Consider the following 20,425-nt stretch of genomic DNA (forward strand, 5'->3'; position numbering starts at 1 on the left):
ATATAAAAAATTACAAATAGCATAAAATATTAACAAAATAATATTATATAAAAAATAGGTGATAAACTATGATAAAAAGAATATTTTGTGCAACTTTAATTTTATTTTTTATTATTAGCACGGTAGTTTACGGTAATGGGCAATTAAAAACAAACAAAAATAATAAAGAAATGTTAGAAAATTTATTAGATGAAGACAATATTTTATGGAGAATTGACAGTGATAATGATGGAATAACAGATGCGCTTGAAGAAATAATAGGGAGTAATAAATATAAAAAAGATAGTGATGAAGATGGATTAAATGATAAGATTGAAATTGAACTAAATCTTAATCCAAATAAAAAAGATAGTGATAATAATGGGGTAGAAGATAAAGATGAAGATTTTGATAATGATGGTAAAAGTAATGAATATGAATTAAAATATAAAACTAATCCAAAATTAAATGATAAATTTATAACTCCGCGATTTAGAAATAAAAATGTAAAAGTAAATGGTGAGATGTTACTTGAAAGCTGTAAGTTAAGTTATGAAGGTATAGAAAAAATGAAAGTAGGAAAAACAGTAAAAGAAGTATTTGGAAAAAATTATGATCTTTTAAGTGATTTTACTATAATAAGAACTACAGGACATACTAAAGGTTTTTCTGCTATAGCTTTAAAAAATGGAGATGCTTTGATAATAGCTTATCAAGCTAGTAAAGATTATAAGGATTGGTTAGGTAATTTCTTAACGCAATTTATGCCTCATCCTCAAAGAAATGCTTGTATAGAATTTCTTACTCCACTTATAAATAAAGAAGATAAAATATATATAACAGGTCATTCACTAGGAGGACTTCTAACTCAATACGCTATATATGAACTTTATAACAATGGTTATAAAAATATAAAAGGAATAACTTTTAATGCTGCTAATAATATGAATCCTAATCATATAAAAGGTGAATATGGACCCTTAATACTCAAAAAAAGCTTAGTAGGATATTATATATCAGCTTATGTAGATATACTCTCAGAAACAGATGAAAAAATTAAAGATAAAAAAGAATTAATTGAGTTTTTTGATAAATCAATAGAATCAGATGGATTTATAGATATTAATGATAAAAAATGGAGAAGTAGTGATTTTTTTATAAATTATGATAAATTTATAGAAAACTATATAGTCAAAGGAGACCCTTTATATACAATAATAAATGGAGGATATTTAGGTAAATATAATAAAAAAGATTATGGATATAAAAATAAAGAAATTATAAAAAATGAAAAAGATTTCTCCAATGCTCATAGAATTGAAAATTTTGAAAATGATATTGACTTAAAAAAATCAATAGAAATAAATTAAAATATAAAAGCACCTATGTAGCTAAAAACTTACTTAGGTGCTTTTATATTTTAATACAATCATACTACTTTATAATATGAAAAAGCCTGCTGCTATTATAAAGTATACAGAAAGTAATTGGACCCCTTCTAGCCAATTGCTTTCTCCATCGCTAGCAACTCTATTAACAATAAGAACTGCAAAAATAAGAGATACTAGTTCAAAAGGGTTAAATACTATACTCATAGGAGTAAATAATAAGCTTAAAAATATTAAAACTGGAGCAACAAATAGTATTATTTGTAAACTTGAGCCAATTGCAATTTCAACTGATACATCCATTTTATCTTTCATAGCCATAACAATAGCTGTTGAATGCTCTGCTGCATTTCCTATAATAGGTATAAGAATTATACCAACAAAGAATTCACTAAGTCCAAGAGTTTTAGTTAAAGAATCTATACCACTAACTAAAAATTCACTTTCAATAGCTATAAATATAGTAGCTAGAGCAAGCACTATAATAGATTTTTTTAATGTCCATTTAGCGCTACCTTCATCATCACTATGGTTTATAGAATATATATCTTTATGAGTAAAGAATGAGAAAACTAAACTTAATATATATATAGTAAACATAATTATTGCAACTACCACGCTAAGACCTTCATATTTAGTATTTAAAAGGGAAGGATCAATAGTATGTGTAAAAACAGCAGGAATACAAAGTCCTATAACTGCAAATAAAAGCATACTAGATGATACTTCTACAACCTTTTTATTAAAGGTTTGATTTTTATGCTTTATACCACCAAATAGCATGCTAGCTCCTAAAACTAATAATATATTTCCTATAACTGAGCCAGCAATAGAAGATTTTACAACATCAAATAAGCCAGCTTTTAAAGCAAAGAATGAAATTATAAGTTCTGTTGCATTTCCAAAGGTCGCATTTAAAAAACCTCCTATTTTAGGACCTGTATAAAAAGAAATTTCTTCAGTTGCTTCACCCATAAGACCAGCAAGTGGTATTATCGATAAAGCAGCCAAAATAAACATAAGAGTAGGTGGGAAATGCATAAATTCACCTACAAAGCTTATAGGTATGAAAATTAATAAGTATTTTAAAATATTCATATATACCTCCATATATATTTGAAAATGATTAGAATTATAACTATTATACCATTTATTACCTAAATATACATAAATAAAAAGTTATAAAGTTAGGATATACATTTATCACTTAAAATACTCAAATAATTTTAAATAGAACATATAAAAGGCATCTTTATATAGCCAAGTGTTATAACTAGGTTGCATAAAGATGCCTTCAAGATAAGTACATAAAATAGTACTATGCAGTAAATTCTTCTTCAGAAAGTTCTACTAATCTTTTTGTAAGTATATTTCTTTTTATACCGTATTCATTTTCTCTCTCAAATTGTATTTCAAATCCAAGTTTTAAAACTGTATTTAAGCTAAAAATATTTTCTGTAGCTATAGCAGTTATTATAAAGTCTTTACCTCTAAGTAAAGATTCTTCTATTCTAGTTTCCATAAGTGTTCTGTGAAGAGCATTTCCTCGATAAACAGGGTCTACCATCACATATCCAGATACATAGCTAGAATTAATATCTAAATCATCTAGCCCTAGCTCGTAAAGATAATCTAAATAATCTCCACTAGGAGCTTCACAAAGAGCTGAAGCAACTAAAGTTTCTTCAACATAACAACCAATTATAAATCCACCTTTATCTAAAACATCCATCAAATAAAGCTCATCACGAGACTTTAACCAATTTTTATTATCTAGAGCATCACTCACCCTATTGTATAAATTAGTAACATCATTAAAGTTAGTTGCTGTTATATAACATACATCAGCATATAAGTTTTCACATAGTTCTCCATTAAATTTAGATAACTTTACTCTTTTTATCATAATAGACACCATTTGTTCACACAAGTTCGCTAGGCTTATGCAGTTTCTTAAAAAACTTCTCATACTTTCATATGAGAGCAGACTATTTCTTCACCCTCGACATTACTCGTTAGGGGCAACCTACTTCCACTATCAATCGCTTATAGTGTACGAGATAAATCTCTAGTCGTTGAAGGTTTCCCTATTCGGGACTTCCCTGCAAGAACATCCATTGTTTTGGTACTTAGGGTTTAACCATATACCATCCTAAGACTTCTTTCTACTTTCGTTCCTTCACGCTTAAAGCTATTCGCTTTTACGTTGTGGCACTTAGGCTTTAGGAATTACCTGCAATTCAGGTTGTACCATATGCAGATTTCTCTACATACGAGGCTAAGCTTACCTCTTTTCTTATTTTAAAAATACAAATATTATTAGATGGATTTCAATTTAATATTCATTGATAATTTATTATAACATAATACTTAAAAAAGTATATTAAAAATTATATTTTTTTATAAAAAAATTTAAATATTAAATGAAATTTCAAAAATACCATAATAATTCAAATTTCAAAATTGAAATTAAAGTTGAATCAATTTGAAATCATTGCTATATATAGGAATATAAAATATTTAAGAGGAGAAAATAATAAAGACAACAAATTAAGGAGAAAAATATGACTACTAAAATAAACAAAATAACTATTGTACTTATACTAGTTATAATATCACTTTTTAATTTAGGTATGAAAAAAAATGAAATTATAAAAGATCCTAAAATATTTAAAAAAATATATATAGAAGATATTAATGTAGAAGACTTAACTACAAGGCAAGCAGAAGATAAAATAAATAAATATTATCATCCTAAAAATATAAATATAAGATACAATCAAAAAACATGGGTAATAAATAAAGATATAATAAAATTAAATTATAATGTAGATAAAGCAGTAAAATTAGCAAAAGATTATACAAGAACTGAGGATAATTTATTAAACTTAAGAAGAATATTTGATTTAGCTATAAAAAAACAACATAAAATAAAGCTAAAAGCATCATATGATGAAGCTAAGCTTAGTGAAATAATAGAATCTATAAAAGAAGAAATAGATAAAAGTGAGATAGATGCTACTGTAAGTATAAGTGAAAGTTCACAAATAAAAACAACTGAGTCAAAAGATGGGTTAGAAGTAGATGTTTCTAAGTTAAAAGAAAAAATATATGAAATGATAAAAGAAAAAGAAATAAAAGATATATATCTTCCTGTTAAAGTAATAAAGCCCAAAATTAATACATCAGATGTAAAAAGTATTAATGCTATATTAGGCCAATATAGTACTAGCTTTAATGATAAAAGTTCAAGAGGAAACAATATATATATAGCAGGAAAGAGTACAAGTGATATAGTTATAATGCCAAATGAAACTTTTTCATATAATTCAGCTACAGGACCTAGAACTTGGTCTAATGGATATAAAAGTGCAAAAGTTATAGTAGGAGGTAAATATGTAAACGGAGAAGGTGGAGGAGTTTGTCAAGTTTCAACTACAATATATAATGCAGCTCTTATATCTAATATGGAAATAGTAGAAGTACACAATCATACTTATCCATCTAGATATGCACCTAGAGGAAAAGATGCAGCAGTATCCTACGGTTATATAGATTTTAAGTTTAAAAATCCATATAGTCATCCAGTTTATATAAAAAATATAATAAAAAATGGAGCTATAACAAGCAAAATATATGGATGTGATAAAGATAGAGAGAAGTTATATATAAGGACTGATGAAAAACATGAAGAAGAAAAAATATATGTAAATACTTATAGAGTATATTTAGATAATAACAATCAAAAAGAACGAGAAGAATTAGTAGCTAAAAGCATATATAAAATAAAAAACCAGTAATTATTTTTTACTGGTTTTTTGCATGAAATTAAAATATTTTTTCATCTTAAAACTTAATTAAGTATACAAAAAAATATACGGTTAATTTATTTAAAATTAAAAAAATAAAAAAATTTTCTAAATATTGTAATTTTACTTATAAAATGCAAAAAAAAATGTATAATATAGTAAGAAAACTAATTATAGTACTAATGTTGCGTTTTTTTTATAATATTTAGAAATATAACTATATTTCTAAATATTATAAAAAATAAAATTTGGATGATATATATTGTTTATATAATAAAAAGCAAGGGTATATAAAAAATACAAGTATATAAAAAATGCAATAATTAAAATTAACTAAAAATTAAGATAAATTAAAAATTTTGGAGGTATTGTTGTTATGAGAAAATTTGTATGCACAGTTTGTGGTTATGTTTATGAAGGTGAAAACTTGCCTATATCTTGTCCAGTATGTAATGTAGGAAGTGAAAAGTTTGAAGAAATGGATAGTAAATTAATATGGGCTGATGAACATAGAATAGGTATAGCTAAGGGGATAGATGAAGAAATACTAGAGGGGCTTAGAGCTAATTTTGTTGGAGAATGTACTGAAGTTGGAATGTATATAGCAATGAGCCGCCAAGCAGATAGAGAGGGATATCCAGAAATTGCAGAAGCTTATTTAAGAATAGCTTATGAAGAAGCTGAACATGCAGCAAAATTTGCTGAACTTTTAGGAGAAGTTGTTGTTGCAGATACTAAGTCTAACCTAGAAGCAAGGGTTGAGGCTGAATATGGTGCGACAGATGGAAAATTAAAACTTGCAAAAAAAGCAAAGCAATTAGGCTTAGATGCAATACATGATACAGTTCATGAAATGTGTAAGGACGAAGCAAGACATGGTAAAGCATTTTTAGGATTATTAAAAAGACATTTTAGCAATAAATAGTAAGTAAGGCTATCTTTAAAAGATAGCCTTTTTTACGCTCAAGGAAATTATGATACTTAAAAAACTGTGGATAACTATTGAGGTTTAAGTGTTTGCAGAGCGTAAAAAAGACATTTTGAGCAACGGACTAAGTCGTTGGCGACATAAAATGTAGCGCCCACGCAGTGGCTTAAGCGAAGCGAATTTTTTATATATAAAAAAATTGTATAATTTATAAAAGTGATATAAATAGGCATAATTAAAATGAAATAAAATTTTAATGAAAAATTTAAACAAAAGTTATTTAAAAAAATTTTAAGTCATATTATAAATAATGGAATATAGATTAAAAACTTTTAAGTATCACAAAACTTGTCACAAATAGTTTATAAGAAATAGTAGAACAATAACTATAAATATATATTAAAATTTAGAATCTATATTAATATAAAGAAAATTATAAAAGGAGAGTCTAAATGCATTCACAAACTGAACTAGGAGTAAAACATGTCAATTCTTTATTATTTAAGTATTCAGTACCAGCAATTATAGGAATGCTTGTTAATGCCTTATATAATGTAATAGATAGAATGTTTATAGGAAAAATTCCTGGAGTTGGACCACTTGCTATAACAGGCCTTGGAATAACTATGCCAATAGCTACCATAATACTTGCATTTGGAATGTTAATAGGTATTGGGACAACTACTAACATATCTATCAAACTTGGCCAAAAGAAAAATTATGAAGCAGAAGTACTGCTAGGAAATGCAGTAACATTATCCTTAATAATAGGTATTATATTAACTATAATAGGTATTATATTTAGTGAAGATATTCTTATACTATTTGGTGCTAGTGAAAATACTTTAATATATGCAAAAACTTATATAGATATAATCCTTGTAGGAAGTGTAGTTAACTTACTTTCTTTTTCTCTGTATCATTCTATAAGAGCAGACGGAAATCCTAGGATATCATCAGGAATCATGATTCTAGGGTGTGTATTAAATGCAAGTTTAGATTATTTATTTATATTTATTTTTAATTTAGGAATACAAGGAGCGGCTCTAGCTACTATAATAGCGCAATGTGTAACGGCGATACTTACTATTTTGTATTATCTATCTAAAAAATCTAATTTAAAAATAAGGAAAAATAATTTAATATTAAGAAAAGATTTAGTAATTAGCACATTTGCTATAGGTATGTCGCCATTTTTTATGCAGTTAGCTGCAAGCTTAGTTCAAGTTATATCTAATAATGCACTAAGAACTTATGGCGGAGACTTAGCTATTGGTGCAATGACAACAATTTCTTCTATAGCTATGATATTTTTAATGCCTATATTTGGACTTAACCAAGGTGCACAACCTATAATTGGATACAACTATGGAGCTAAAAAATATAATAGAGTCAAAAAAGCATATTTAATGTCTTTAAGCGTAGCAACAATTATATTGTTTATAGGTACATTTTTTATACAAATGTATCCAAAATTTTTTATTGGATTATTCAATAAAGATGAAGAGCTTATGAAAATATCCATACAAGGAATTAGAATCTATTTGTTTATGATGCCAATCGTTGGTATATCAATAACTGGAAGTAACTTTATACAGTCTATAGGTAAGGCTAAAATTGCTATGCTCTTAAGTTTACTTAGACAAGTAATACTTTTAATACCATTTATATTAATACTCCCACAATTTTTAGGACTTAATGGTGTATGGTTATCTCAAGCTTTAGCAGATTTAATATCTACTATACTTACTATAATAGTCTTATACAAAGAATTAAGAAGTTATAAGATATTAAATGATGAAGGAGAAGATATATTAAAAGCTGAGTTAGAAGAATATGCATTAGAAAAAGAAAGTGATAAAGATGAAAAGTAGCTAATATTAGCTACTTTTTTTAATAGAAAGAAAATTATAATTTTTTCATTAGATATATAATTTGAAATATTTAATCTTTTATTGAAATATATGACAAATAGATTAATCTACACAAAAAATCGACTAAAAGTGCTAAAATATTATGATGAAAGTAATATTTATAAAAAGGTGGTGTAAGATGAAAATACTTATTGTGGGGAGGGTTGATTCTCTAATAAAATCAATAGCTCATAGATTCTATAAAGAGGGAAACAAAGTGTTTATTTTAAGTGATGATGAATTAAGAGAACCATATTATAAAAATTATAAACTAGATTCATTAAATTATAAATATGATTATATATTTAAAAATACACACTTTGATAAAGTTATATATATAAATCATAATATTGAAAGTAGTATATTGTTAAATATTTTAGAGTTATCTAAAACTTATGAAACCTCTCAAATTATAATGGTAAATTTAAAGAATAAAAGTAAAGAACATATACTTTGTGAGAATATTTTTAGAGAATTTAAAAGATTATATGATATAAATATGTCTATTTTATACATAGATAGAGTATATGGTGAAGTAAATTTAAAAGAAAAAGAAGATATAGTATTAAACATAATTAAAGATGTAGTAGATAATAAAAATAAGAATTATGATAATAGATTAAAAAATGGATATATTCACTATTTAGATGTGGCAGAGGCTGTATATTTATTATCTAAATATAATATCAATAAAGAATATTATATTTGTGGGTATGAATTAGCTAGTGATAAAGACATATATAATTTAGTATTAAGTACTATAAAAAATAAAGATATCTATACATTAGAAAAAATAAATACTAAAGATTTTAAAGAATTTAAAGAAGATACTAACTTTTATATAAAATTTAGTTTAAGTAAAGAGATAATAACTATATACAATAAGTATATAAATGAATCTAATAGTACTGAAAAAATAAAAGCAATTAAAAAAGATAAAAAACAAAATAAATTTATAAAAGTAACTAAGCCATATGTAGAAAATATAGGTATGTTTTTGATTGTATGCTTTATATCATCATTTTTATCTAAGAATAATTCAATATTTACTATAATAGACTTAAAAATTATATATATAATTGTAATAGGTATGATGCATGGAATGAAGCAATCTGTAATAGCATCTATATTATCTTGTTTATTATTAATATTAAACCAATTATCACAAGGAATATCTATTATATCAATATTTGTACTTAGTCAATCTTTAGTTCAAATGTTAATGTATGTATTGCTAGGAATATATACAGGATATGCTAGTGACTTTAAGAACAATCAAATAAAAGAATTAAAAAGAATAAATGAAGAAAAAAATAGTAAATATGAATTTTTAGAAGATATATACAACTCAACATACGAAGAAAAAAGAGAGTTAGAAGAAAAAGTTATAAGCTCTAAGGATAGTTTTGGTAAGATATATTCTTATGTAAAAGAGCTAGATAGTTTAAAGCCTCAATATATATTAAGATCATCTATAGATATTATGGAAGAGTTTTTAGAAAATAATAATATATCTATATATACTTTAAATAATGATTACTTAAGGCTTAATGTAAAATCTAATAATAAGGATTTTAACCCACTAAAAAGTATCAAAATAAATGATTTATACGAAGCTAAAGATAAACTACTAAATAAAGAAATATATATAAATAAAAACTTAAATCCAAAGTTACCTTCTATGGTAGCACCAATAGTAAAAGACAATAAAATAATAAGTATTATAATGGTAGATAAAATTAAGTTTTCAAAGATGAATTTATACTATCAAAATCTATTTAAAGTTATAGTAAGTTTAATTGAGACATCTATAATAAAAGCTTATAATTACGAAGAAGCAACTATAAAAGAAAGATATATAGACGAAACTATCTTTTTAAGAAAAGAGTATCTAAAAAGTGCCTTAAAAGTATGTGAAATATCTAAGAAAGAGAAGAAATCAGACTATACACTTTTAAAAGTTAATATGTTAAATGATATTAACTATTTATCTAAAGAAATATCTAAGTGCATAAGAAGTACTGATTTAGCTGGAGTATGTAATAATCATGTATACATAATACTTAATAATACTAATAAAGAAGAAAGTAGTATAGTAAAGAATAGATTACTAGGTAAAAATCTAACAGTAAAAATAGTAGATGGAGTAGATGAAGATGATTAAAATATATGTCATTAATTTTTTAATAGGTCTATTTATACTACTACTTATGAAAATTTTTAGAGTGAAAAATGCTTACACCAATTTCTTACTAATTATAGCTATTCCTTTTTTAGGTATTATATATATATTGTTTATTTATTTATTTAAATTTTTTATTAAAAGTGACAATGGACAGTATTTGATAGATAAAGAAAATGAGTATGATAGAAATATAAGTTTGCTTATTAGAGAAGCAGAGCTTAAAAATAAAAAAGATTTAATACCAATAGAAGATGCACTAAATTTAAATGACCATAATATAAAAAGAAATCTAGTTATAGAAATGCTAAAAGAAGATTCATATAAATATTTAGAATTTTTATTAAAAGCACTTAAAGATGAAGATAGTGAGACGTCACACTATGCAGCAACGGCTATAACGCAGCTTAAAAGTAAGCTTACTGTTGCTATACAAGATATGGAAGTTGAGTATTATAAAAACTCTAAGAATAAAGAGGTGAGCAAAGAGTATATAAAAGCGCTCAAAGAATGTATAGATAGTAATTTAATAGACAAAAAAGAAAGAACAAGGTTAACTTATAGCTATAAATTAGCATTAGAAAACTATATAAGAGACATAGAAGATGATGAAAATTACTTAAATGAGCTTATAAAAATATATATAGATATTAAAAACTATGATAAAGCTATAATATATTCTTATAAGTATATGAAAAAATTTGTACAAAGTTATAAACCATATATGTTTTTATTAGAAGTTTACTATACACTTAACGATAAAAAAAATTTTGAAAAAGTTATAAAGTCATTAAGAGAATCTGATATTAAATTAGACAAAGAAGGATTAGACATACTAAGATTTTGGATAGAAGGTGATAATAGTGTTTAGAAAAAGATTTATAATAACTTTTACATCTATAATTTTAGTTTTAGGTTTTTTAATATCTCTTATGAAAAATAACTATATATTTGATAAAATTCAAAATACAAAAACCACAAGCTTAGATAAAAAAGTATACACATCAAAAAAATATGAAAGTGCTAGTAAGAAATACACTGAAAAGTTTTTACTACTAAGTGATGAGAGTGAAGAATCTAAAAAGGTTGAAGGAAATTTTAATGAGATTATAAAATCTATGGATAAGTCTATAGTAAATGAAAATATTAAAAATTTTAATGGTGATATAAAGGGATATAAAGCAGTTATAATAAATTCTGAAAGATTACAAGAGTTTAGTTACTTAGATGAACTTATAAATTATGCTAAATCAGGAGGAAACTTAATATTTGCACAAAGGCCATTGATTAGTGATAATATAAAAAGATATTCAAGTGAATTAGGAATAGAAAGTATTAATGAGCTAATAGAAGCAGAGAATATGTATGTTAAATCTAATATACTTATAAAAGGTAAGGGCCTTAAAAGAACTGAAGATACAGAAAATAGCTCTTTAGATGTTAAGTTAAAAAAAGGTGTTAAGGTTCATATAAGTGCTGATAATAATATACCTCTACTTTGGGAGGAAGAGTTAGGTAGTGGTAAAGTAATATTTTCAAATGGACAGTTTTTAGGTGAAAAGTCTAATCGAGGTATATTAACTGGTATACTTTATAGAACTGGAGATGAGTTTATATATCCTATTATAAACTCTAAGGTTTTAGATATAGATGATTTCCCAGCTCCAATGCCTAATGGAAATTCAGATATAATTTATAAATATTATCATGTTAATGATGAAAAATTCTTTGTTAATATATGGTGGCCAGATATTGTTAGAATGTGTGAAAATTACAATGCAGTTCCAACAGGTTTTTTAATATACAATTACGAAGATGTAACAAATAATATAGAAAAGTTTAATGGAGATGTATATTCTAAAAATTTAGTAACTTTAGGTAGAAACTTACTAAAGGTTGGTGGAGAAATAGGTATACATGGATTTAATCATCAGCCACTTACTACTAATAAATACTTAGTAGGTAAAGAACTTGGATATAAGCCATGGAAAAGCTACGATGAAATGTTAAAAGCGCAGAGAGCGTTAAATAAATTTATACATGAGATATACCCAAACTATATAATAAGGGGATATGTACCACCATCTAATATTATAACAGAAGAAGGTATAAAAGCCTTAAAAAAAGGTATACCAAGTATTAATGTTATAGCATCTTTATATGTAGTAAGTAACGATGAACTAGCTTATGAACAAGAGTTTTCAAAAGGAAAAGATGGAATATACAATTTTCCTAGATATAGTTCAGGTTATGATTTTGAAGAATTTGAAAAGTGGATGATATACAATGGCATAACTATAAATGGAGTATTTTCTCACTTTATACATCCAGATGACATATTAGATCCAGAAAGAAATCGTGGTATGAGCTGGGAAGAACTTAAAAAGGACTTTGAAAAAATTATGGAGATAGTTTATAAAGACTTTAGATGGTTAGAGGCTGATACTATATCTCAAGGTGTAGAATCCTTAGACACTTATCTAAAAACTAAAAGTGTATTTTCTTATGAAAAAAATAATATAAAAGGATATTCAAAAGATACTTCAAAGAATGATTATTATATACTTAGAAGTGATAAAGAGATAATAAAAACTAAAGGATGTAGTTATAAAAAAATAGATGAAGATATTTACCTTATACATTCAACTAATACTGATTTTAGTATAACAACAGGAGGTAAATAATATGAGGATATGTTTAATCGCAGAAGGAAGCTATCCATATGTAACAGGTGGAGTTTCAAGCTGGATTCAAATGCTAGTTAGTAGTATGAAAGAAATTGAATTTGTAATATATGCAATAAGTGCTAAAAATGATGAAGGTCTTACCTATAAGTATGAAATACCAGATAATGTTGTAGAAATTAAAGATATATACTTAGATATAGACGATAATAAAAAGGTTAAAAGTAAAGTAAAATTTAATCTTACAGATATAGAAAAAGAAGTTATAGGTAAGTTTATAGTAGGTGAATACTTTAACTGGAAAGATTTATTTGACTGCATAAATAGACTTAAAAATGTAAATACAGTGGATATATTAATGAGTGAAGATTTTTTTGATGTAGTAAGCGATATAGCAAGTAAATATTATCCACATATAATATTTAACCATTTCTTTTGGACTATAAGGTCTATGATGATGACTGTATTTGAAGTTCTAAAAAGTGATATACCAAAATGTGATATATATCATAGTGTATCTACTGGATATGCAGGATTAGTGGGAGCTTTAGGGAAATACTACAACAAAGATTCTAAGTTTATATTAACAGAACATGGAATATATACAAGAGAAAGAGAAGAAGAGATAATAAAGGCAGATTGGGTTAAAGGTTACTTTAAAGATAACTGGATAAGGTATTTTTACAATTTATCAAGAGCTGCGTATACTTACAGTGATGAGGTTTATAGTTTATTTGAAAAAAATAAAAAGCTTCAAATAGAATTAGGATGTGATAGGAATAAAATAAAAATTGTTCCAAATGGCGTAAAGCTTGATAGATTTAAAAATATAGATACTAAAAAAGATGATGAAAGTATTATATATATAGGTGCTATAGTAAGGGTAGTACCTATAAAGGATGTAAAAACTATAATACAAGCTTTTGTAAATGCAAATGAAGAAATGAAAAATATTAGGCTATATATTATAGGACCTATGGATGAAGATGAAGACTATACTAAAGAATGTATAGACTTAGTAGAATCGCTAGGTAATAAAAATATATTATTTACAGGAAGAGTAGATATATCAAAATATATAGGTAAAATGGACATGTTACTTCTTGGAAGTATAAGTGAAGGCCAGCCACTATCAGTACTTGAAGGTATGGCAGCTAAAAAGCCTTATATAACTACAGATGTAGGAGCATGTAGGGAACTCTTATATGGAAATAATGATAATATAGGACACTGTGGAGTAGTAGTACCTGTTATGGGTTATTCTCAAATGGCAAATGAAATAGTAAATCTAGCAAAAGATGAAAAATTAAGAAAAGAAATGGGCGAAAATGGATATAAAAGAGTATCAACTTTTTATACACAAGATCAATTTATACAAAATTATAGAAAAATTTATGGAGAAATATAAATATGGCAGGAATTGGATTTGAACTTAAAAAGATAATAGATAAAGACGGATACTTTTCTAAAACTAGAACCTATTTTATGTCTTCATTAATAACCATAGGTCCAATGATCATCTCAATATTGTCATTTTTAATTATGCAAGATATATTAAAAAAAGTTGGAGAAACCTACTTAAATATACAATTATTTAGTTCTATAATAATATATGCCTTTTTTATATCATATATATTATCTAATGGTATAAGTATGTTTATATCAAGATTTGTTTCAGATTGCATATATGAAAAAAAGATAGGATATATATTTGAATCTTTAATAGGAAGTATAATTATATACAGTATAAGTGCATTAATAATAACATCATTATTATTTATAAATTCAACTTTAGAGATATATATAAAGTTGGCGACAGTTATGATAACTATAATAATAGGAATAATATGGATAGAAGTGGTGTATTTATCAGCTGTAAAAGACTATTTAAAAATAGTTTTAGGGTTTGTAATAGGTATGTTAATTATAACTTTAGGAACAATATTTGGAATAAAGTTTATAAATATGCCTAAGTTATACATAGCACTTTTAGCTACTTTAATAGGGTATATATTTATATCTATAATGTTTATAGGGATAATTTATAGAGCATTTGGATTTGATAGTTTAAAATTATCAAGGTGCATGAAATTTATGGAGAGTTTAGACAAGTATTTTGAACTATTTTTAATAGGAATATTTTTAGCACTAGGTGCATATTCTCATAATCTTATAATTTGGATGACAGATAGCGCCACAGTAGTTGACAATACTTTTAGAGTAGCCTCATTTTATGATGTTCCTAGTTTTTATGCTTTTTTAAGTGTTATACCAGCAGTTGTAATATTTACTGTAAAAGTTGAAACTTTAATATATCCAAAGTATAAAGAATTTTATAACTTTGTAAGAGATACTGGAAGTATCAATGAAATAAAAAGAGCTAAAAAAGAATTGATAGATTGTGTAGTAATGCATATGACTCATATGATAGAGGTACAGTTTATAGGAAGCTTTGCATGCATAGTATTAGGGTTTAAGTTACTTCCATATATGGGCTTTTTAAGTGACTCTATTGAGATATTTGGTATATTAACACTAGGAGCACTAGCATATATATGTATGAACTTTTTAATTATAATGTTACTTTATTTTGATGCAAGAAGTGAAAGTTTAAAAATAGCAACAGTATTTTTAATAACTACAATAGTATTATCAATAATTACTGTATTTATTGGGAAAGAATTTTATGGATATGGCTTTTTCTTTTCAAGTATAATATCTATGGTATTTGCTTTTAATGAAATAAATAAATTCTTTAACAGGATAGAATACCATATATTTGCAGACCAACCAATGTTTAATATAAAGAAAAAGGGCATATTTAGTAGTATATATGGTCTATTTAATAAAAACAAAGTAGTATAAATAAAATAACCTATAAAGTGGGTAACATAAAGAATCCACTTTATAGGTTATTTTTATAAATATATATTATCTAAGTTTTAATATATTACTTAACAGTTATTTCACCTAATTTAAAGTAATTAGGTATTATTTCATTATTATTAGCAAATTTTATGCTAGGTTTATTATTAGATGGATCTAATATAGATAAAGCTATATTATAATTTCCACTAGATATATGTGAAGGTAATTTTATAGAAGTAGCAAAGTTTATATTTCCAGGCAACCAAGTTGTTATATCTTCATCAATATTTAAACTATAAATAATATTATTATTTTTGTCTATTAATGAAATATTTACAGGCCATTTATAATAAAAAGGAGCTACACCTTCATTTTTTATATTAATATTAAGTTTAAGATTATCATTAGGATTTAAGTTATTATTAAATTTTACAGTATCTATAACATATCTATACCCTAAGGTTTTTAGTACTTTATCAAAATTATACTGAAGTTTCCCTTTTTTATCAGCAGGACAATTAGGTCCTATATAGGTTATATGAGTATCTTGTATTTGCTTTATAGTATTATCTATAGAAAAATCTTTTAAAAAATTCATTCCAGAGTTACCACTTGCAAATTCACCACCAGAAGGTGCATTTTTCCAAAAATCTTTCATAGAAGGTTGATTAACCTTTGTTAGCCAATCTATATATCCATCATTTACCCAAGAGATAAATTCTTTTGTAGATGGTTTATTACCAAGCATATCATTAAATAATCCCATATTATTATCTCTAGCTACTTTGAATGGTCTTCTCATTAATAATTTTTTATTATCAAAGTATTTTACATAATGATCAGCATAAATATTTGCTATTTCTTGTCTAGGAAATGGTATGAAAAAATCATTTGCCTGATAGGTATGCCATTCTCCCCAATGACCTATACTACCTAGAGCTACAAATGCAATTTCTGAAGATTTATTGTATTTATTTGCTAAAGCTTTTATGGCTTCTTCGTGATATTTGATTAATTTTTTATTTTCATAGTTTGGGCTAAATCCACTACCATAAGGTATGTTATACCAAGTTCCGTCCTTACCAATTTCTTTATACAACCAGTTAGGGATATACATTTTGTTTTCACTGTTAGGTAAGTCCATAACCAGTCTTATTATTATTTTTACACCTTTATTTTTCCAATAATCAAAGTTATATTTTTTTTCTATATAATCAAAATCGTATACTCCTTTTTTAGGTTCTAGTTCGCTAAAATATATATTTGCATAAACTAGTTTGTGTGGTTGAGTGTAATCTGTATATTGTGCATCAGGTGCCCATCCCATAAAAGGATTATTTAAAACTGCATCTGATTTAGGTGGAGTATATGTATTTTTAGTATTAGTTTTACAAGATACAGCAGTAGTTGATATAAGTATAAGTGACAATGATGTTAAAAGTGCTTTTATGCGTAGATTCATAATTTCCTCCAAATATTAGGTTCTATAGTTTATTATACCTAATATTTAATAAATTTAGGAATATAAAAATAAGAGTTAAATAGCTATAAATATAAAATATGTTGAAGTTTGTTAAAAAAAATACTATCATTAAATTAGCAGGATTTATAATATAAAGTCATAAGGGTTTTAATCTATAGTAGATTTGTCTTTATGGCTTTTTGTATTAAAATTAATTTTTTGTTTATCAGAGGTGGAGTATGGAGAATTTAGAGTATTGGAAAAAGGAATGGATTAAAGTAGGTAAAGAATATATTTTAGACAAAAACACAGAAGATAAGAACATAAAGGTTTGGGATGAGTTCTCAAAAAATTATGATGAAACAGTTTGTAATAATAGAGTTAAGGATGTTATTAAAAATTTAAAATTAAAGGGATATATTAATGAAAATAGCGAGGTATTAGATATTGGTTGTGGTACAGGCTCATATTCTATAGAATTAAGTAAAATATGCAAAAAAGTATATGCACTTGATTATTCAGATTGTATGCTTAATATTTTAAAAGAAAAGATAAAAAGCAATAATATAAATAATATAGAAATTATTAAAGCTAATTGGAATGATATAGACTTAAACAAAGAGAATATGTATAAAAAATTTGACTTAGTAATAAGTAGCTTAAACCCAGGATGTTATAACCCAAATAGTTTACTAAAAATAAATGAAGCTTCAAATAAAAGTTGTTGTTACATAGCAACAGATGGAAAGTCAAAAGATGATGTTTTAGAAAAGGCAGATGAATTCATATTAGGAAAAAGGCTAGAATTTTGTGGAGTAAGTGATATAATATATCCATTTAATATATTATATTTTAGTGGTTATAGACCGAGTATTTTTTATACAGGTACTACTTGGAAATATAAAACAAGTTATGAAGGTTCAGTAAATAAATTAAAAAATAGATATAAAGAGTACTTAGATAAGTATGAAATCATAGATAAAATAGAAGAATTTGTTAATAGAGAAATTAAAGATGGTATATTTTATCATGAAAGCAAAGTAACTTTAGGGGTTATTACTTGGGAAGTTATGTAAAAATATAAAAGAAAAATTAAATATCTAAATAATAATTACAAAATTTAGTATAATAGCAAATTTTAATTAGAAATTATAATTTTAGAAAAAAATATATAAAAAAACTAATAATATGTTTATGTTGGTATTTTATGGGTATATATAAACTATCAACAAGAAAGTTGAGCTTACATAAAATATTAGTCAGGAGATGTTAAAAATGACATTTAAATCAGAAGTAAAACATATTGAAGAAGAATTAAAAAAAGATGCTGAATGTTTAAAGTATGAACATGAAAGCAGAAAAGAGTTTAAAGAAGAAAAGCACGAAGCACATAAATTTGCAAAAGAATTAAAGCATCAAATGAAAGAAGAAGATAAAGAAGCAAAAAAAGAAGCAAAAGAAATAATAAGAGAAGTTAAAAAAGAAGAAAAAGAACTAGTAAAAGAAGTAAATAAAGAATTAAAAGATGAGCTATTATAATTAAATGGATAATATATAATGAGCAACTTCATATTGATTGAAGTTGCTCATTTTTTAGTATTAAGAATTATTTACGATAGAAAAATTTTGGACTTTTATTTATATAGTAAATTTATGTTATTTTACTTTTATTAAGTAGATGCATTTTATTAAATATAGATAATTAATAAAAAAATTATAATTTCGTAAAAAAGATAATAAATATAAAGCTTTAAAGGAAATTTATAGAAATATAAAGAATATATATAAAAAGTTTTAGTTATTAATATTAGATAATATGTAAATAATTAAATCATATAAATTTAAGAGGTGATAATATGAGCCATATAAGTGCTAAAAATGCTTATAAAAGCTTAGAGGAAAGATTAAATAAATTTCCGCAAGGGGTACCACCATCTAAAACACTTTATGACATATTAAAGGTACTATTTACAGAAAGGGAAGCAACTTTAGTAGCACAACTTCCAATAAGACCATTTAGAGTAAAAACAGCAGCTAAAATATGGAGTGTAAGTGATAGTGAAGCTTTAAAAATATTAGACTCACTTGCTGCAAAGGCAATACTTTTAGATCTAGAAGATGATAAAGGTAAAAAATATATTCTGCCACCTCCTATGGCAGGTTTTTTTGAGTTTGCACTAATGAGAACAAGAAATGATATAGACCAAAAACTTTTAGGTGAACTTTACTATCAATATATGAATGTAGAAGAAGATTTTATAAAAGATTTATTTTATTCGGCAGAAACTAAATTAGGAAGAGTTTATGTACAAGAAGAAGTTTTAACTAATGATGATGAAATAACTATACTTGATTATGAAAGAGCAACACATATAATAGAAACTGCAAGCCATATAGGGGTTAGTATGTGTTATTGTAGACATAAAATGGAACATGTAGGAAAGGCTTGTGATGCACCTATGGATATATGTATGACCTTTAATAATACTGCAAATTCTTTAATTAAAAATAACTTTGCAAGAAGAATAGATGTATCAGAGTGTAAGGAATTACTTCACCAAGCTTATGAAAGTAATTTAGTACAATGTGGAGAAAATGTACAAAAAGGAGTAAATTTTATATGCAATTGTTGTGGATGTTGCTGTGAAGCATTAGTTGCTGCAAGAGAGTATGGAAGTTTACAACCAGTAGCTACTAGTAGCTTTATACCGTATATAGATTATGATGAGTGTATAAACTGTAAAAAATGTCTAAATACTTGTCCTATATATTCAATAGTAGAAGTAAAAGAATTAGACAAAACTACTATAAAAATAGATGAAGATATATGCTTAGGATGTGGAGTGTGTGCAAGAAGCTGTCCTAAGAAATGTATACATCTAAAAAAGCGAAAAGAAAAAATAATAACTCCAGCATCATCAGCTCACAGAGTAGTACTTATGGCTATTGAAAAAGGACAATTACAAAATTTAATATTTGATAAAGGAGCACTTCATAGTCATAGAGCTATGGCTTCAATACTTTCTAGTATACTTAAGCTATCTCCTATACATAAAGCTATGGCAAGTGATCAGATGAAATCTATATATTTAGATAGATTACTTAGAGTAAAAAAATAAAAATTATACTTAGTAATCTTAAGATTATTACTTAAAATAAAAGAAAAAATAGATATAATTATTATATAAATAAAAGGGTAAGGGGATAAGGTA

General features: G+C 25.3%; 15 protein-coding genes. 12 read left to right on the forward strand and 3 right to left on the reverse strand.

Annotation, left to right across the window (positions count from 1 at the left end):
- Window positions 1–68: 68 nt before the first annotated feature.
- Window positions 69–1,349 (forward strand): DUF2974 domain-containing protein, encoded by a 1,281-nt coding sequence (locus tag I1959_RS03430; RefSeq protein ID WP_166505278.1) that lies wholly within the window; start codon window positions 69–71, stop codon window positions 1,347–1,349.
- 69 nt (window positions 1,350–1,418) lie between these two features.
- On the opposite strand, the gene cax is transcribed toward I1959_RS03430, so the two are convergent.
- Both cax and I1959_RS03440 read right to left on the reverse strand, forming a co-directional pair.
- A complete protein-coding gene (cax, locus tag I1959_RS03435) occupies window positions 1,419–2,465 on the reverse strand; it encodes a calcium/proton exchanger (protein ID WP_092926192.1) in 1,047 nt (348 codons plus the stop codon).
- Window positions 2,466–2,685: 220 nt separating this feature from the next.
- Window positions 2,686–3,336, reverse strand: a complete 651-nt coding sequence (locus tag I1959_RS03440) for a GNAT family N-acetyltransferase (protein WP_176698686.1) — start codon at window positions 3,334–3,336, stop codon at window positions 2,686–2,688.
- Window positions 3,337–3,931: 595 nt separating this feature from the next.
- On the opposite strand from I1959_RS03440, the gene I1959_RS03445 reads away from it, so the two are divergent.
- From I1959_RS03445 to pelG, 8 genes are all read left to right on the forward strand, one after another.
- Window positions 3,932–5,167, forward strand: coding sequence for a VanW family protein (locus I1959_RS03445; protein WP_195237101.1), 1,236 nt, complete (start codon window positions 3,932–3,934; stop codon window positions 5,165–5,167).
- A gap of 385 nt (window positions 5,168–5,552) precedes the next feature.
- A complete protein-coding gene (locus I1959_RS03450) occupies window positions 5,553–6,101 on the forward strand; it encodes a ferritin family protein (protein WP_195237102.1) in 549 nt (182 codons plus the stop codon).
- Window positions 6,102–6,556: 455 nt separating this feature from the next.
- Window positions 6,557–7,978 (forward strand): MATE family efflux transporter, encoded by a 1,422-nt coding sequence (locus tag I1959_RS03455; protein ID WP_195237103.1) that lies wholly within the window; start codon window positions 6,557–6,559, stop codon window positions 7,976–7,978.
- 178 nt (window positions 7,979–8,156) lie between these two features.
- Complete coding sequence (locus tag I1959_RS03460; RefSeq protein ID WP_195237104.1) at window positions 8,157–10,181, forward strand: NAD(P)-dependent oxidoreductase; 2,025 nt, start codon at window positions 8,157–8,159, stop codon at window positions 10,179–10,181.
- Between the two features lie 178 nt (window positions 10,182–10,359).
- Window positions 10,360–11,070 (forward strand): hypothetical protein, encoded by a 711-nt coding sequence (locus I1959_RS03465; RefSeq protein WP_141664389.1) that lies wholly within the window; start codon window positions 10,360–10,362, stop codon window positions 11,068–11,070.
- Entirely contained in the window at window positions 11,063–12,883 is a 1,821-nt protein-coding gene (locus I1959_RS03470) for a DUF2194 domain-containing protein (RefSeq protein ID WP_195237105.1), read from the forward strand. The genes I1959_RS03465 and I1959_RS03470 overlap by 8 nt, the downstream gene beginning before the upstream one ends.
- A 1-nt stretch (window position 12,884) precedes the next feature.
- Window positions 12,885–14,291: a GT4 family glycosyltransferase PelF gene (pelF, locus tag I1959_RS03475; protein WP_195237106.1), complete on the forward strand. Its 1,407-nt coding sequence runs from the start codon at window positions 12,885–12,887 to the stop codon at window positions 14,289–14,291.
- 2 nt (window positions 14,292–14,293) lie between these two features.
- Window positions 14,294–15,748 carry an exopolysaccharide Pel transporter PelG gene (gene pelG / locus I1959_RS03480; protein WP_195237107.1) on the forward strand — a complete coding sequence of 485 codons (1,455 nt, stop codon included), beginning with the start codon at window positions 14,294–14,296 and terminating at the stop codon, window positions 15,746–15,748.
- A gap of 85 nt (window positions 15,749–15,833) precedes the next feature.
- On the opposite strand, the gene I1959_RS03485 is transcribed toward pelG, so the two are convergent.
- A complete protein-coding gene (locus tag I1959_RS03485) occupies window positions 15,834–17,213 on the reverse strand; it encodes a DUF4832 domain-containing protein (protein ID WP_195237108.1) in 1,380 nt (459 codons plus the stop codon).
- Between the two features lie 239 nt (window positions 17,214–17,452).
- Here I1959_RS03485 and I1959_RS03490 point away from each other — a divergent pair, with 239 nt between their 5' ends.
- The 3 genes from I1959_RS03490 to I1959_RS03500 all read left to right on the forward strand — a co-directional run bounded on the left by I1959_RS03490 (window position 17,453) and on the right by I1959_RS03500 (window position 20,332).
- The gene (locus I1959_RS03490) at window positions 17,453–18,289 is read left to right on the forward strand and encodes a methyltransferase domain-containing protein (RefSeq protein WP_195237109.1); all 837 of its coding nucleotides are present in this window, start codon (window positions 17,453–17,455) and stop codon (window positions 18,287–18,289) included.
- Window positions 18,290–18,488: 199 nt separating this feature from the next.
- Window positions 18,489–18,752, forward strand: coding sequence for a hypothetical protein (locus I1959_RS03495; RefSeq protein WP_092926167.1), 264 nt, complete (start codon window positions 18,489–18,491; stop codon window positions 18,750–18,752).
- A 317-nt stretch (window positions 18,753–19,069) separates the two neighbouring features.
- The gene (locus I1959_RS03500) at window positions 19,070–20,332 is read left to right on the forward strand and encodes a 4Fe-4S dicluster domain-containing protein (protein WP_195237110.1); all 1,263 of its coding nucleotides are present in this window, start codon (window positions 19,070–19,072) and stop codon (window positions 20,330–20,332) included.
- Window positions 20,333–20,425 lie beyond the last annotated feature (93 nt).

This window comes from Romboutsia sp. 1001285H_161024_C4, assembly GCF_015550185.1.
GTDB classification, from domain to species: Bacteria; Bacillota; Clostridia; order Peptostreptococcales; family Peptostreptococcaceae; genus Romboutsia_C; species Romboutsia_C hominis.